This window comes from Brevibacterium aurantiacum (genome assembly GCF_900169065.1).
Lineage (GTDB): Bacteria > Actinomycetota > Actinomycetes > Actinomycetales > Brevibacteriaceae > Brevibacterium > Brevibacterium aurantiacum.
The window spans coordinates 1-15,372 of sequence record NZ_FXZB01000026.1; the positions used below are offsets into that span (position 1 = coordinate 1).

The following is a 15,372-nucleotide window of genomic DNA, read 5'->3' on the forward strand; positions in this document are numbered from 1 at the left end:
CACCACACCTGGGTTGATTCCTAGGAAGAGACACTGAACATGCTTCCAGAGCATGTTTAATCCTGTCTTGCCTTACTGTTTACTGGGGAAGGGGCCTATCCTGTACACACATTTATGCCGCTAACCCACTGTTCCCTGGAAATTGGACTCGGTCAATTCCGAAACGGTTCGGGTTGGAGAGCATGGACTGTAGCGGCTCTTCATAAATAGGGCGGTTGAAGACCTGAAGCGTGCTCGAAGCAGGACGGGACTTTGGGTGCAATGATGTAGGTGTTCAAGACTCCATCACGACCCAAGGTCCCTGTTGCACAACTTTACCCCACCCAACGCTACATTTGGTGATCCCACAGAGTTGGCGTGAAGCTGTTCAGCATTAGCCAGGAGCAGTCATTGAAGACAGCAAAGAGTGTGGTCTCCAGAGCCCCCGACCAGCATGTTCTCAAACTTAGATGGTGCGCCGTTTTATAAAGCCTGAAGGCCACAGCGACAAGAATGCCGCTGAGGCCCTCGACATTTCGCTCCCTAACTACAGGAAGCGGGACAGGAAAGAGCGAGTTCGATCCTCACGCGGGTCACCGAGCACCTGTTCCGGCGGGCCCTCTTCAATGACCACACCGCCGTCCATGAACACCACGCGGTCGGCCGCTTCACGAGCGAAGCTGATCTCGTGCGTAACCACGACCATCGTTAGTCCCTCAGATGCCAGACTTCGCATCGTGGCGAGCACCTCTCCGACCAGTTCGGGGTCGAGCGCGGACGTCGGCTCATCGAAGAGCATCAGTTTCGGCCGCATTGCCAACGCGCGGGCTATGGCGACGCGTTGTTGCTGACCGCCGGAAAGCTCGCGTGGGTAGGCACCTTCACGGCCGTTAAGATCAACCCGTGCCAGCAGCTCCTTCGCGTGTGCAATGGCCTCCTGGCGTGGCTCTCGCTTGACGCCCACTGGCGCCTCAATGATGTTCTGCAGGACCGTCATATGCGCGAAGAGGTTGAATTGCTGAAACACCATGCCAATGTCGGCTCGGCGCTGCGCAATTTTGTTCTCTGCCAGCTCATGCAGTCGCCCGTTACGGACTTCGAAGCCAACGTCGGCTCCGTCGACGAGGACGCGTCCGCCATTCAGATCCTCCAGAAGGTTGATGCACCGTAGGAAGGTGGATTTACCCGAACCGGAGGGACCTAGGATGACGACGGTTTCCCCCTGGTTGACTTCCAGGTCGATTCCGGAAATCACCTCGGTGGCCCCAAAGCTCTTCCGCACGTCCTGAGCCTGCAGTAGAGGGGTGGTCGTGGCATTCTTCACACTCTCGTTCATCGTCGCATTTTGGCTCATCGTTTCTCTCCAATTTCGTTTACCGGCACTTCAGAACCAGCGGACAGCCGGGCCTGTGCCCCTGCTGAGGCAGCACCGCGGCGTGATTTGGTTCCCACCAGAAACTTTAAGAAGCTCTCCGTCTCTTGCTTAGCGCCACGAGCGTAGTAGTTCTCGATGAATGACTGCCCGATGTTCATAACCGAGGTGATAATCAGATACCAAATCGAGGCCACCAGCAGCAGCGGAATAGTCTTAAAATTGCCGTTGTAGATGGCTTGCACCGTGTAGAACAAGTCGGCCATGGCGATGACACTGACCAGCGACGTGGCCTTGACCATACTGATCACCTGGTTGCCCGTCGGCGGGATGATGAACCGCATGGCTTGCGGCAAGATAATTCGGCGCATCGTACGAGCACCTGTCATCCCTAGTGTCTGTCCGGCTTCTTTCTGCCCCGCGGCAACCGACAGTAGCCCACCGCGAACGATCTCGGCCATATAGGCAGCTTCGTGCAGGCCCAGGCCAAGAATAGCCACCAACATCGGGGTAATGACAGTGTTGGTTTCTACAGAAACAAACTCGGGTCCAAAGGGAATACCAACTGAGAGCTGCGGAATTAGCGCTGACAGATTGTAGAAGAATATTAGCTGAACCAGCAACGGGGTGCCGCGGAAGAACCAAATGTAGACGCTGGCCGCTGCCCGCAGGACGGGGTTCTTTGATATCCGGCAGATCGCCAGAAGTACCCCGAGTACGATACCGAGCAACATCGCGACCACTGTCAGCCACAATGTGATGCCGAGTGCTCCAACGACTTGCTTTGAAAACAGATAAGTTGCCACAACTGGCCAGGCGAACCGTTCGTTAGTCACGAACAGCTGGATTAGCTGCGCGGCTAGCACGGCGACAACGAGCACAGCAAGCAGCCGCCACGGGTGTTTCCGGCGCGATGCGTTGGCTACGTCCAAACGCTCTTTATACATTGCTAGTCCCTTCGAACCTTGATCGATTCATTTGTTTCTGTTCCAGCAGACGAACTAGGAGCCCATGTTCACACCGGGCTTCTCGAGCATGTTGTCTTCGAGGCCGTACTCGGTCATAATCTCTTCGTATCGCCCGGACTCAAACAGAATCTTGAATGCTTCGAGCATCGTCTCTTCCAACGGTGAGTCTTTAGGCACCAAGCCACCCTGCAGAATGTCATCGAATCCGTTGGCCTTGCCGGTTGCGGTGAGTTCAAGCGCACCATCGGATTGCTCAACGAAGTAGGTCAGGGGTGCCTGCGAGGAGAAGAAGGCATCGGCGCGGCTGGACTCAACTGACAGAACCGCGCTGGGCTGGTCTTTGTAGGCTTGGACGTCGACTGACTCCTTACCGCTTTCGGCGCACTTCTTCGACTGATCCTTGATGACCCGCTCGGCGGAACCACCGGCTTGCACTGCAATGCGGGTACCGCAGGTGGTGTCAAGACCTGTAATTGATTTCGGGTTGCCCTTCTCGACGGCGAACACCACAAATTCCTGGACCCAGTCGATGAACGTCGCCTGGGCATGACGATCTTCATAATCGCCTACGGGCCCGAGGCTAAGATCATAGCGGTCCGCGTCCATGCCGCCGAGGACGCTGGCCAGCCCATCCACCGTGTTGTGTTCGATTTTAACGTCGAGGATCTGGCCGATTGCTTCACCGACCTCCGCTGTGGCGCCAGTCACTTCGTTGTTCGCGTCAATCACGACGTATGGGGGGAAGGAACCGCTGTTGACGGCAGCGATGGTTCCTTCTTTCTTGATGTCTTCCGGCAGTGCGTCGTGAAGTTTCTGGTTGGGCTCTAAGACCGTCTCAGATGCACTGTCGGACGATGACTTTGAGTTGGCGCCCTCCGGTTCAACGGTGCAGCCTGTGAGGCCGAGAGCAGTGATCATCATGGCCGCGGAAAGGGTGCGTAGCTTTCTCATGGGATTCCTCTTTATCGGGTGATGGCGAGTTCGGGGTAGTTCACGGGCCCTGGTGTTCGAGGGTTTGCATCAATCTCGAATCGTCGGTGTTCTAGCACTGGAAGCTGCTCTCGCGCCTGAGTGATACGCGTCTTGGTCAACGTGGCGACAATAGTCTCCGGGCCATCTAGTGCTTGAACAATAGGCAAACCCAAAGGGTCCACGATCATACTTCGGCCAATGCAGCTTTCCCCCGCTTCGCCGGATGCGACCACGTATACGGTGTTGTCCAGTGCCCGCGCGCTAACCAGGGTGCTCCAATGGAATTCTTTTAACGGGCCTTTTGCCCACGCGGCTGGAAGGATGAGCGCTTCAGCACCGCGTAGCGTCAGCAAACGTGCCAACTCAGGGAATCGAACGTCGTAGCAGGTCATGAGGCCGAGCTTGAAACCATTGACCTCCAAAAGCTCCGGAATCACATCGTCGGCAAGAACATTGTCGGATTCCGAACCGCTAAAGGCGTCGTAAAGATGCAATTTTCGGTAAATGTGGACGATTTCACCATCGCGCAGGGCGACTAGGGTGTTGTAGGGTTGCGAGGCGGAAAAATGTTCGTGGATACCAACGACAACGGTGACCTTTCGTCCGACAGTCGCGGCGCGGAGTTCGCTGATAAACGGCCCGTCCAGCGGTTGAGCGGCCTCACGGATAAGTTCCTTCTCACCCATAAAGCGAGCGAGCACCCCCTCGGGAAGCACCAACACATTTACCTGGTCTGCTTCTGCCTTCTCAATCAGCGGAAAAATCGTTCTAGCGTTCTCTTCCCACTGAGAACTCACAGAGAACTGTGCAGCTGCTATTTTCAAATCGGTCATGAGGAGACTTTCTCTAGTTGATGTGAGGGCTCAAGTTGAAGCGGAAAGAGTTCGCTGGCCTCCATACACGATCCGATAATGCTCTGCTCGACGAGCTCGGTCTGGAAAGCGTCGATCATCACCTTGTTTGCGGACCATCCGTAGGGTATCCAGTCCTGCCCGATGGCCTGTGTCGTTGCCGCCAGAGCTTCGTTATGCCAAGGCGTGACGTCCAGCAGTTTGTTTCGCCGTGCTGCGCTAATATTCTTCGCCGTTGTGAACAAATCCATCAGCTCCTGTAGCTGTCGACGGTTTTCAGCCAACTCTGCACGCACGCCGATCAGGTGGATCCCGGGGATGAAACCGACCCGCGTGAAATACGCGGCCTCAGCCTGCTGCGAATTGCGGAACAGGGTCCGGAATGGCGACCCACTCTCGTAGAATCCAGGCGGCATGAACGGAGTCATGACGGCGTCAAGGGCCCCGCGCTCGAGCATCTTCATCATCGGTTCGTCGTTTTCCGTCGCGGCGACGTTATCCGGCACTGCGATAGAACCAATCCGGTCCATCACCGGATGATCAGCGGTCAGCGCACCGACTCTCCATTCGGTATCGGCTACGCCGACGCCGGCTTCGCGCAGCACGGCCCGGGTCCAGGTGTTTCCACTGTCGCCCCAGCCCGTCAGCCCTATTCTTTTACCCCGCAGGGATTCGGCTGTGTCCAGGGGGCTGTCCGCTCGGGTGATGATGCAGCGATGGCGGAAACCGCGCATGACGAAAATAGGAAGTGCGATGACGCGCTCGTCGCCGGCTGCTCGCGCCTGGATATACCGGCTGAAGGAGGTCTCGGCCACGTCAACGTCTGCCTCGGTCCACAAATCCGGGGTCAGATCCCGGCGATCGAGTGTATAGCGCTCGGCTCCGGCCACATCGCCCAGGGCAATGGGGTTCAGATGATCCCAGTGGCGTGCTGCCATGCGGATCGTTTCCATAGTGCTACGCCTTTCGAAGCGATGTGGTTGCTACATCATGGTGTTTTGTGGGATATGCCTTCATTACAGAGTACAGATTATGTTCAGGCGATGTGACATACAATACATATTTTTGTTACTGATCATAACTATTTAGTGTTGTCCGTTAGATATTCGTGAATCTGACCCGTCTGCCGGACAGAGGGTTCGCTTTAGAGCAGGCGGGGAAATTGCGAACGCAATGAATAGAGGCGATCGTGAAATTGTGTGGATGAGGAATGGACAGAGCTCGATACAGGACCGCGGGCCAGCCCACCGAAGGACTCTCCCAGGCTGGCCGTTATGCCCAGCCCACCTGACTGGCCGACAAGGTCGCTTAACACCCGTCGGCCAACCGGCGGGTGGACTTCCAGCACGCTCAAAATTGCGCCCGTTGGAGCACTCAGTACGTCATCCGCCATTACCTTCTACCCGGGACCGTTGGCGGGGTGGCGACCACGGCTTCATGGACAAGGAACTGTGCAGGGACACTTCCTGCTGCATTCACGGCACCACTGCTTTCGCCGCGACTAAACAAGTGAGGGGAAGGCAGGTGCCGGGGGCCTCGGGAACTAATGTTTCATGGGTTACAGGCACCCCCTGCCGGTGAGCCGGAGCCCGGACGGGCACTGGTAGAGCCGACATTCGAGCATTTGGAAGTCCTGAAACGCGTTTTTTGGTTTCCATTTCAGGCTACGTTCAGTTAAGTTCAGGGCACAATGGAGTTAAATGTTACTGGTCGTAACTTCAGAGAGGTTTACGTGAATTCTGCCCCCGAAACGACGAGCCGGGAACAAGTTTCCGCAGCATGGCTGTGCGAGCAACTTAGTGAAGCCTCGGCCGGAGGCATAGCATCGACCCTGAGCCGACTGATTCGTTCCGGCGTCATTGGCGGTGGCAGTCAGTTACCGACGGTCCGGGCATTGGCCGCTCGACTGGGTGTGAGCCCGGCGACGGTTTCGGCGGCCTGGAATACCCTCCGAAAACAACGGGTAATTGAAGGTTCGGGCCGGCAAGGCACGTGGGTGCTGAATAAACCCAGCCGATTAGCTCCCGCGAGGTACGAGAATATCCGCCAATTCTGGCAGAGTGGAGTGCTAGACCTGACGCTTGCGGCCCCGGATCCGGCGCTGTTGCCCGATGCGGTCCATGCCATGCAACAAGCAGAACAAGACCCTGAACTCAACTTCTATGAACGTCCCCGCATAGCTGCTCGACTGCAGCGAGCCGCTGAAGCTTCGTGGCCATGGGAGCCGCAATCCTGGCTGGCTGTGAACGGGGGTTATGAAGGGCTGCTTCTGTTGCTTAGTTCCTGTGTTGTGCCGGGAGATTACGTAGCTGTAGCAGATCCATCTGCGCCTCGTATCCTAGATATTCTCGAACACGTCGGGGCAAGGGTCCTGCCCGTCGCCACGGATACCAGCGGCCCAAGACCCGACAGCTTAGAACTGGCCTTACGGATGCAGCCAGTCGCATTCGTCTATGAACCCAGCGTGAGCTCTTGCACCGGCGATTCTGTTGATGCCGAACGTCGGGACCAGTTGGCCTCCGCGTTACGCGAGTCCAAGCTGCTCATCATCGAGGATGATGGCCTAGGTGAGCTTGCGTCCGTCCCGTATTGCGGGCTTGGCACGATACTTCCGGATCAGACGGTGCACGTGCGGAGCTACTCAAAGTCCCATGGGCCCGATCTTCGGCTGGCGATAGTCGGCGGGTCCGCTGACGCCGTTGCGCGTGCTTGGGGTATTCGTCAGTTCGGCGCGGGTTGGACCAGCCGTCTGCTGCAAAATGCACTTGCCTGGATGCTTGAAGACCCTCAGACAAAGAACCAGGTCGCCGAGGCAAAACAACAATATGGTGAACGTCGCAAGACGATGTCTGGGCTCTTAGCGCAGTACGGGATCGAGGTGTCTAGTAAGGACGGGTTGTGTCTTTGGGTGCCAGTCATTAGCGAGCAACAAGCGCTGCTCGTGCTTGCCTCACACGGCATAGGAGCCCTTGGCGGCGCGGGCAGCGCCATCCGCTCGCACTCGCCGATGGTTCGCATGAGTATCGGCAGGGAGCTGGAGCGCCCAGAACGAATTGCAGAGCTTTACTCCATGGCGGCGCGTGCGAGCTGAGTCGGTATCTTGGCCACTGGCAGAACCAGTTCCTAACGACCTGAGATGAACTTGCGTTGAGGTGTAACCCAAAGCGACAGTGACCGACATTTCGACGGGGTGGACGGTGAACCGTTCGGTAGAGAACAAAGCCGCGAAGCGGGTGCCTGAAGCTCTGGAACACTTGATGAATGTGTTTCCGTTCCCCACATCGGCATTGTTTTCGACAAAGACCTCGACATTCTTAACTGCATCCACATCAACTCCGCAGCCGACCACAAGATCGTTTTCATCCGTGGTCGATCGTTTGAAGTTCTTCACTCCGACGAAGAAACCCATCGGGTACCTCACGGACAGTGTCTGCAGATGCGAGCGAGCCTACGACGCCCCGAGAGCCCCGTTCGGAAAGCTCTTCGAATCCGGGATCCTCAATCACAGCCAGGTAGCTGAGCTCGAGGCTTGCAGAACGGATCTTGATCCGGTCGCGATCGACGCCATCCAAAACAATTGGGCACACTCGTCTCTGGTAAAACTGAACAACGTCAACTCTACGTCGAGGCGAAGCAGGCTCCTCCGGTCCCGTAGGGAATCCTGGCCCCGGTTAGCCCGAGTGGGTAAGAACCCTCCCAGGAACTATTTATCTGGCTCTTCATAAATAGGGCTGCACCGTTCGTGGCCACAGTGTGTGTCATTGACTGAAGGCATACTCAGAAGAGCCGAAAAAAAGGGACTCGAGGTTCGGCGAAGATGTGATGGTATCTGAGAATTCGCAACCGGAGAATCAGAACCTGGAAGAGGCGAACAGCCTGGGCGAGTTGGGTGCAGCTTTAGAACGCAACAGATTCTTCGGAGCGCTGTCCGCATTCCCCGAGCACTGGCCGAAAGTGCGGTAAAAGCGTGGCAGAGCGACGGGGGCGAAGGAGGAACCCTGGAAGAGGAAGCGCCCGAGGATCGCGTGGCAAAGAGCAGGGACTCTTGCTCTGATAGGCGTGGCCGTTGAGAAGCAGGGCCCACGAGATGGTGACGTTGTTGTGGATCTGAATCCAACGCTGATAGGAGTCGCTATGGATGCCGCTGATGATCTCTGAACTCAAGGTGGTCAGGCCGTCTGCGTGCTCGCTCGCCGAGGTGGTGACGCAGCTTAGCGACTGAACATCCGCCTGAGTCTTCGGGCTCGCCACTTCAGCCCGTGGGCCGTTTTTCCGATCAGAACTTTGGCTTCGGCGATCGCAGTGCGGTCGTTGACCGACCGGAGCTGTACGCTCGATTCCTCGAGCTTCCTCTGCAGACGGATTGCTTCGTCCGCCTGACGATTCGTCTCCGTCGTCTGGGTGTCCAGGTCCATAGACTTCTGCTCGAGCCGTGTCGTCTTCTGTTTGAGCTCCGTGAGGAGATTCTCGCGTTCGTCGTCGAGCTGGCGTCGCAGAGACGCGGAGTTCTCGAGTTCTTGCCTGTGCTCGCGACGAACCTTCGAGAGTTCTCGCGTTTGGGCAGTGCTGAACCCTTCCGCTTCGGCCACGGCCGCGAGGTGGAATTCCTCGGTGTAGATGTCCGTTTCGGTGCGGAGGTGTCCGTCGGTGCGGCGAACCGCGTCCGTTGCAGCACGAGGCGCATACGTCCGGAGGCTCCCCGCGCCCGACCCGGGGTGCAGCGCGTCATGGATTTCAAGGTGGTTTTCTCGAGTGATGTCCAGGAAGTTCTGCCGAATCGATGCAAGGTCGTCCTGCAAGTCGTTGCCCTGCGCATACGCCTGTTCGATCGTGTCGACAATTCGCTGAGCCAAAGCGCGCGCCCGTTGGTTCGCACTGTAGGTGTCATTGCCGTCGGTGTCATCGCCGGTGCTATCGCTGTAGCTGTCTACATCGTCTACTGTCATGCCCTCAGGTGCCACAGGCACGATAAACTCGGGATGTCCGATGTCGTGGGCGAAATAGCCCAGCTTCGCGTGCAGGTCCAGCGAGATCGGAATCGAGCCCACACCGAAGGGGATCATCTGCGCATGACCGCGCCCGCCCAGCACATAGGGAATGGAGGAGAACAGCTCGAAGCCGGCGAAGAATCCGACACCTGGTCCGTAGAGCCTGACTTCCTCGACTTCCGGCACTTCTGCGACGAGCTGTCGAGACACCTCGGCGTCGTCGGGGTGAAAGGGTGTGCTCAGCACCCGCCACCCGCCGGCCACAAGCATCCGGGCGGCATCAATAGTCGCCTGGTGGATGACCTCGGCGTCGAAGCCGGCAGCAATCTGGCGTGGGTGAACGAGCATCTGGATCGCCAGAACCTTCTGGCGAGGATCCGGGCGACGGCCGATCAATGGCTCATAAAGGAGACCCGCGATGGTCGTCGGGCACGGTTGGAACCGGATCGGGCCAGACTGCGAGAGCCTCCCCACCTGCGATCCCTCCGATTCCGATGTGTGCCCCGCAGTCTGGTCCACACCCAGGAACCGCGACATCGTCTCGATGCTGCCGGTGTTGCGCAGGCCGAAGAACACGGACTGGTCGAGGACCTGGCTCACATGTGTTCTCATCAGCTCGTCGAACTCGGGCTGGCCGGGGAACCGATTGTCGCCGAGCGCATAGACGATCAACGGCACCTTAATGGCGGCGAGCGCCTCGGCGGAGATCTTCCACTGCCAGCCCGAGGCCCGATTCGGGTTCGTGTCCTGCAGGAACAGCCCGCCCCCGCCGATGACGACAGCATCGGCCCGCGCGTTGATTCGCTCGATCAGGGCCGTGTCCACCTCGCGTCGCAGGGCCGCCGCCGAGGTGAAATCCACCTGATCGACCGTCGAAGAGTCCGACGCCCGGCCCGGCGCTCGGCCCGATACAACATGGGTGCCGACCGCATCGTCACTGGCCCCCAGCACCCGGAACGCGTCCCTGACCACGGGGAACAGTGCCTTGTCGCCGTAGTTTCCCCAGGTCGGGATGTCGAAGTGGAAGAGCTTCAGGTTCGGCATCACATCAGGCTATGAGTGGTTGACGACGTGACCGTGGGCGGCAAGCGAACACCGGGTGAATTCGCGCTGTCTGAACCGTCAACCTCGGCGCAACCCACCGTTCGCTTAGGAATTCTACGATCAATCGAATGCGAACCACACAGCCCGTCCGCCCAGGAGAACGCGTGCATGCACAAGCACACGCCTTGAGCTCCACGAGTCACGAGCACCACCGCGAAAGGACCCAATGACAGCGCCAGTCGTCAGTGTCATCATCGCCGCGAAGAACGCCGAGGAAACGATCGGCGGGAGCCTGAAGAGCCTGGTCAACCAGCGCTTTACCCGTGACGAGCTGGAAGTCATCGTCGTCAACGACGGATCCACCGATGACACTGCGGGCGTGATCGACGAATTCGCCGAGCAGCTCAATCTCGTCACCATCCACAATGCAGACTCACTCGGCGTCTCCACCGCACGCAACACCGCCTTGGAGGCCGCCACGGGTTCGACGATCACCTACCTCGACGGTGACGACTGGTACGCGCCGGGCCATCTGCGCTCCCTGACCGATGCGATCACCGGGTTGGGCGTCGACTTCGTCAAGACCAACTACCTCATCGTCAACGGGTTCAACCGCAAACTGCGCAACGCCCCCTGTTTCACCCACAACACAGCGCTCAGCCCGAGGAACTACATCCTCCCCCACGACGCCTCGACGATGGTCGACTTCCCCGAGTGTTGGACGGGCATCTACTCCCGCTCCATGGCGCGGCGCGGGCTGCTCGAGTTCAACCCGGACCTGCGTACCTGCGAGGACCGCCCCTGGACGTGGCGCCACCACCTCGAGGCCGACAGCTTCGCCGTCGTCGACACCGCGGGCCTGTGCTATCGCAAGGGCAGCGCCACCTCGTTGACGGCGATCTTCGACGAGCGTCAGCTCGACTTCATTCCCGCGTTCCGGTCCGTGTTCGCGATGCTCGAGGAGAAGCCGGAGTTCCACCGCTTTGAGCGCAAGGCGGTCCGCAACTTCCTCTCCATCCTCTACTTCCAGATCCACAATCGCGGCTCCTCGATGAACCACGAGGTCAGGTCGAAGCTCAACCTGGGCGCGGTGAATACGCTCAACGGCGTCGACACCGATGTCATCGACCAGGCTCTGCGCAACTTCGGGGAGCACCGACTGCCCGTGATCGATTCGATCGTCAGGAGGGCCCGCTGATGACCCAGATCATCCAGATCTCCACCCAGTACCAGCTCGCGAACATCGTCGCCCTGATCCGGGCCGGGCGCCTCGGCGAGGCAGGCCGTCGACGGATCCTCGTCATCGCCAACAACTCCTTCGCCCCCGAGCTCACACCCGCAGCGGATTCCATGCCCGGCTCGGCAGGCCTGCTGACCAGCTTCGATCTCGTCGTGGACTGGAACGCCACCATCTGGCCCAACCATCCGAAGACCTTCGGCATCTCCGGCGAACGCGCCCCGCTCATGGCGAGGTCGCTGCGCACCGAATGGGCGATCGACGACGAACCGCTCGACCTCATCGTCGAATCCCTCCCCGGCCATCCCGCCGGCGTGCTCACACAGATCTTCACGACAGCCACGATCTCGGTGCACTCCGACGGGCTGATGAGCTACGGCCCGATCCGCAATCCGCTCTCCCTGCCGCAGTACCAGCGCCTGACCACGATCTACTACACGGACCTCCTGCCGGGCATCACACCACGTCAGCTCGCCGAGCACTCCCCCGATCGTGTGGCTCTGCCGCCTACGGACCTGACATCAGTCATCGAGGACATGGCCGCCGAGGTGGCCCCCGAGTTGGCGGCGGCGAAACTCGGTGATCCGATCCCCGAGGCTGCGATCGTCCTCGGTCAGTACTTGGCCCAGATCGACCTCATCACCGCCGAGGAGGAGCTGGAACTGCACCTGCAGATGATCGATGAGGTCAAAGCGCAGGGACTGTCCACGGTCATCTTCAAACCGCACCCCACCTCGGCGAGGACGACGACCGAACCGCTGCGAACGCGCAGTCACGAACTGGGACTGGAGTTCGTGCTCGCCGACGTGCCACTGTTGGCCGAGATCGTCATCGCCACCACTCGGCCACAGCTGGTCGTGTCCTGCTACTCGACCGGGCTGGCGACTGCTCGGGCTCTGTTCGGCACCGCCACTGCCGCCATCGGAACCTCGATGATGCTCCACGCCCTGGCGCCGTACCAGAACAGCAACCGGATCCCGCTGACCATCGTCGATGCCCTCCACACAGGCGGCTACGTCCTGCCGGGTGACCTCGCCGAGGTGGGTCCCGGATCGGCGAACGCGGAGTCCGGTGCCGGTGGGGCCTCAACCGGCACGAAAGACCTGAGGCCGCTCATCGATGCGGTCACCTACTGCATGCAGTCCGAAACGGCCTCGTATCTGCGAGACAGCGCAATCGACTTCCTCGAATCTGCCGTCGGCGGGGAGGACATGAAGTACTTCAAGCGCAAGCGCCTGACGAAGCTGGACCTGCCCGGACAGTTGGAGATTCCACCGCACCGCAGGGGGTTGAGCTCGGCGAAACGACGCCTGCGCACGCAGGCCAGGCGGACTCAGCGGACACTGAGGACCTACGGGATCTCCATCGACGGCGCGAAGCTCGTCCCGCAGGTGAATTCGAGGCTGAGCTCGCGACTGAACTCGGCCGTGAACTCAGGAGTGGGGTCGAGGCTGAGGTCGAAGTTGGGGCCGACACGCAGATCGGAGCCGGAGTGATGATGGCCAAACAGGGCGCTTCCAAGAAGAGCTCCGCCAAGAAGGACTCGACGAAGAAAGACGAGGTCACAATGACTGTCACGAAGGATGCAGAAGCCCCCGCACAGGCAGCGGACCCAGCGGCCGCACAGCAGGCCCCAGGCCAGGCAGCCGAGAAATCAGCACTGAAAACGAAGCAGTCGAAGAAGATTCGGCTGACCTCGATCGCCTTCGTCGAGTCCCCCCTCCAGTTCCTCTCCGCGCTCGAGACACACGAATCCGATGAGGACCTGCTGATTCGGGCGCGGGCAAATGCGAAGGGCATGACCTCATTCCTCGACGCCTTCGACCTCGCCTGGCTGCCGAAGCACGTCTCCCTCGAACGCGTCGGAGCCAAGCCCGGGATCCTGCGCAAACGCAACTTCGATCGCATCTACATCGGCGATGCCTGCTCCGGACAGGTCCACAAGGCGCTCGCGCTGGCCTACCTGGAGCGGCGCATGCCCGAGGTCGTCATCCTCGACGACGGTCTGGCCACCTACTCGACCATCGAGATCCTCACGGCTGCACGTGGACCTCTGGTACGGCCGCGGCAGAAGCTCAAGGCCTCACGTGCGGTCATGGCCGCACACGTCGCGGACCGTCTGCGCGGACTGGCACCGGCGGGAAAGCTGCGCTGGCACACCGCTCTGCCGGTGTCGAAGGCCATGCGCAAAGCCTTCTTGAAAACCGGTGCGGAGATCACCCGCCACAAGTTCGAGCACCTGCAGACCCTGCCCACCGGCGGCAGCCACCCCAGGGACAACCCGGTCATCGGCTCGGCCCTGGTCGCCGACGGGCTCATCCACGAAGACTCCTACCGCGCCTGGCTCGAAGAGCTCATGGCCCACGGTCCCATCACCTATTACCCGCACCGCCGTGAGACCGACGAATTCCTCGCCGAGCTCGACCGCGACGAGCGCGTGCGCATCAAACACGTCGGTCTCCCGATCGAGCTGCGCCTGGTGAACCTGCCGCCGAACTCCACCATCCGCAGTCTGCCCAGCACCGCAGCGATCTCCCTGGCCACACTCAACCCCGACGTGACGATCGCCGTGACCGAGATTCCGCCGGAATGGTGGACCGGTGCCTCAGCCGATAGTCTGCGTAAGTCCCTCAACGCCCAATCGGTCAAGGCAGATGTCGATACCTGATCCACCAGCCTCACGCGCGAAAGACACATTCTCGCGCACGGATCCAGCGAGCACCGACGAGCCGATCCGCATCGTCTCCGTCTCCGACAGCGAGTCCTACCTCAAGTGGGCAACACAGCTGCTGAGCTCCCTGCCCGATGTCGAGGCCCACGTCTACCTCATCGACAGCCCGATCCTGCCCACCGACGAGCAGATCACCCACGCCATCGCCGGCACCGCCTGGGCCGGCTGCAGCATCCGCGTCGTGACCCGCACCGTTCTGGCTCAGATCATCACCGACCATCACGCCGACATCGTCCTCGGTGCCGCCACCGGCCCGATCGTCGCCCAGCTCTTCCTCACCGCGCACCTGCTCGAGCACCGACCGGCTCTCATCTCGGGGCTGCCCGGCATGGGCCTGCCCGCCAGCGGCAAGGGAATGAACTACCGCCGGCTCATGGACGCATTCATCGCCCATTCCTTCACCGAGGTGGCCCAGTACACCGAGGTCAGCGCGCGCAAGCAGGTGCCCTGTGAGATCTACCTGGCCCGCCTGCCGATGCTGCGCTCACACGGGGTTCCGCAGCTCGCCGCCTCCGACGACGACGTTTCCCAGACTCTCGTCTTCGCTCCGCAGGCCAAGGTGCCCGAATCTCGGGAGGATCGCGAATCGATCGTGCGTGCTCTCGCCGGCTTCGCCTCGCATCACCAAAGCTCGAGCGTGGTCATCAAAATGCGTTCCAGGCCCGGGGAGCACGAAACGCACCATGAACAGCACTCGTACTTCGACATCCTCGACTCTCTGCGTCAGCAGGGCGTTGATGGCGCCGACCTCATCGGCCTCGGCTATGGTCCTCTCGACGAGTTCCTCGTGCCCGGATCCGCGTTGGTGACGGTGTCATCGACGGCTGCCCTGGAGTCCTTCGACCGTGGCATTCCCACCCTGCTGTTCTCGGACTTCGGCTTCGACAGGGCCCTACTCAACGAGGTCTTCGCCGATTCCGGCGCCACCGGCACCCTCGCCGAGGTGGAGGCTGGGGACATCGGCTTCCCCACCTCGGCGTGGTTGGCCGAGAATTATTTCCATGCCGACGAAGGCAGATTGCGTCGTCATCTGAGCCTGCTGGCCACACGAGCCAGGGAAGGTCAGCTGCCGAACCGGCGCAGTGCTGTGTGGAAGCAGAAACGTCTGCTCATCCGCGCCGAGCTGCGAACCATGGCCCCTACCCCGGTCGTCCGCGCCTACCGAAAGCTGCGGGCCGGGATCTGAACAAGACCCTCAGCTCGAGGGGCCGCGCCGAGAAGCCGCTTGAG

11 protein-coding genes are annotated in these 15,372 nt (G+C 60.2%); 5 read left to right on the top strand and 6 right to left on the bottom strand.

Annotated features, from left to right (window positions below; genetic code table 11):
* Nucleotides 1-526 precede the first annotated feature (526 nt).
* From BAUR9175_RS15940 to BAUR9175_RS15960, 5 genes are read right to left on the bottom strand one after another with little or no spacing between them, the layout of a single operon-like run.
* Nucleotides 527-1,333 (bottom strand): amino acid ABC transporter ATP-binding protein, encoded by an 807-nt coding sequence (locus BAUR9175_RS15940; protein ID WP_307722861.1) that lies wholly within the window; start codon nt 1,331-1,333, stop codon nt 527-529.
* Entirely contained in the window at nt 1,330-2,298 is a 969-nt protein-coding gene (locus BAUR9175_RS15945; protein ID WP_101584444.1) for an amino acid ABC transporter permease, read from the bottom strand. Before BAUR9175_RS15945 ends, BAUR9175_RS15940 begins: the two co-directional genes overlap by 4 nt.
* A gap of 54 nt (nt 2,299-2,352) precedes the next feature.
* Nucleotides 2,353-3,270, bottom strand: a complete 918-nt coding sequence (locus BAUR9175_RS15950) for an ABC transporter substrate-binding protein (protein ID WP_219618415.1) — start codon at nt 3,268-3,270, stop codon at nt 2,353-2,355.
* An 11-nt stretch (nt 3,271-3,281) separates the two neighbouring features.
* The gene (locus BAUR9175_RS15955) at nt 3,282-4,124 is read right to left on the bottom strand and encodes a nitrilase-related carbon-nitrogen hydrolase (RefSeq protein WP_219618416.1); all 843 of its coding nucleotides are present in this window, start codon (nt 4,122-4,124) and stop codon (nt 3,282-3,284) included.
* Nucleotides 4,121-5,095 (bottom strand): ABC transporter substrate-binding protein, encoded by a 975-nt coding sequence (locus BAUR9175_RS15960; protein ID WP_141322659.1) that lies wholly within the window; start codon nt 5,093-5,095, stop codon nt 4,121-4,123. The genes BAUR9175_RS15955 and BAUR9175_RS15960 overlap by 4 nt, the downstream gene beginning before the upstream one ends.
* A gap of 779 nt (nt 5,096-5,874) precedes the next feature.
* On the opposite strand from BAUR9175_RS15960, the gene BAUR9175_RS15965 reads away from it, so the two are divergent.
* Nucleotides 5,875-7,233 (top strand): aminotransferase-like domain-containing protein, encoded by a 1,359-nt coding sequence (locus BAUR9175_RS15965; RefSeq protein ID WP_180959263.1) that lies wholly within the window; start codon nt 5,875-5,877, stop codon nt 7,231-7,233.
* Between the two features lie 1,120 nt (nt 7,234-8,353).
* Here BAUR9175_RS15965 and BAUR9175_RS15980 read toward each other — a convergent pair.
* Nucleotides 8,354-10,174 carry a polysaccharide pyruvyl transferase family protein gene (locus BAUR9175_RS15980; RefSeq protein WP_101584451.1) on the bottom strand — a complete coding sequence of 607 codons (1,821 nt, stop codon included), beginning with the start codon at nt 10,172-10,174 and terminating at the stop codon, nt 8,354-8,356.
* A gap of 226 nt (nt 10,175-10,400) precedes the next feature.
* Between BAUR9175_RS15980 and BAUR9175_RS15985 the strand changes: the two genes are divergently transcribed.
* Genes BAUR9175_RS15985 through BAUR9175_RS16000 form a run of 4 tightly spaced genes read left to right on the top strand, consistent with a single transcriptional unit; the run spans nt 10,401 to nt 15,328 of the window.
* The gene (locus tag BAUR9175_RS15985; RefSeq protein WP_101584452.1) at nt 10,401-11,372 is read left to right on the top strand and encodes a glycosyltransferase family 2 protein; all 972 of its coding nucleotides are present in this window, start codon (nt 10,401-10,403) and stop codon (nt 11,370-11,372) included.
* Entirely contained in the window at nt 11,372-12,907 is a 1,536-nt protein-coding gene (locus BAUR9175_RS15990; protein ID WP_101584454.1) for a polysialyltransferase family glycosyltransferase, read from the top strand. Before BAUR9175_RS15985 ends, BAUR9175_RS15990 begins: the two co-directional genes overlap by 1 nt.
* Entirely contained in the window at nt 12,907-14,079 is a 1,173-nt protein-coding gene (locus tag BAUR9175_RS15995; protein ID WP_257944353.1) for a hypothetical protein, read from the top strand. The genes BAUR9175_RS15990 and BAUR9175_RS15995 overlap by 1 nt, the downstream gene beginning before the upstream one ends.
* Nucleotides 14,066-15,328 carry a DUF6716 putative glycosyltransferase gene (locus BAUR9175_RS16000; RefSeq protein ID WP_257944354.1) on the top strand — a complete coding sequence of 421 codons (1,263 nt, stop codon included), beginning with the start codon at nt 14,066-14,068 and terminating at the stop codon, nt 15,326-15,328. Before BAUR9175_RS15995 ends, BAUR9175_RS16000 begins: the two co-directional genes overlap by 14 nt.
* Nucleotides 15,329-15,372 lie beyond the last annotated feature (44 nt).

What these genes read in the sequence shown, in the direction of transcription:
- BAUR9175_RS15940 (WP_307722861.1), bottom strand. Translation starts at nt 1,333, where the DNA reads ATGAGCCAAAATGCGACGATGAACGAGAGTGTGAAGAATGCCACGACC.
- BAUR9175_RS15945 (WP_101584444.1), bottom strand. Translation starts at nt 2,298, where the DNA reads ATGTATAAAGAGCGTTTGGACGTAGCCAACGCATCGCGCCGGAAACAC.
- BAUR9175_RS15950 (WP_219618415.1), bottom strand. Translation starts at nt 3,270, where the DNA reads ATGAGAAAGCTACGCACCCTTTCCGCGGCCATGATGATCACTGCTCTC.
- BAUR9175_RS15955 (WP_219618416.1), bottom strand. Translation starts at nt 4,124, where the DNA reads ATGACCGATTTGAAAATAGCAGCTGCACAGTTCTCTGTGAGTTCTCAG.
- BAUR9175_RS15960 (WP_141322659.1), bottom strand. Translation starts at nt 5,095, where the DNA reads ATGGAAACGATCCGCATGGCAGCACGCCACTGGGATCATCTGAACCCC.
- BAUR9175_RS15980 (WP_101584451.1), bottom strand. Translation starts at nt 10,174, where the DNA reads ATGCCGAACCTGAAGCTCTTCCACTTCGACATCCCGACCTGGGGAAAC.
- BAUR9175_RS15985 (WP_101584452.1), top strand. Translation starts at nt 10,401, where the DNA reads ATGACAGCGCCAGTCGTCAGTGTCATCATCGCCGCGAAGAACGCCGAG.
- BAUR9175_RS15990 (WP_101584454.1), top strand. Translation starts at nt 11,372, where the DNA reads ATGACCCAGATCATCCAGATCTCCACCCAGTACCAGCTCGCGAACATC.
- BAUR9175_RS15995 (WP_257944353.1), top strand. Translation starts at nt 12,907, where the DNA reads ATGATGGCCAAACAGGGCGCTTCCAAGAAGAGCTCCGCCAAGAAGGAC.
- BAUR9175_RS16000 (WP_257944354.1), top strand. Translation starts at nt 14,066, where the DNA reads ATGTCGATACCTGATCCACCAGCCTCACGCGCGAAAGACACATTCTCG.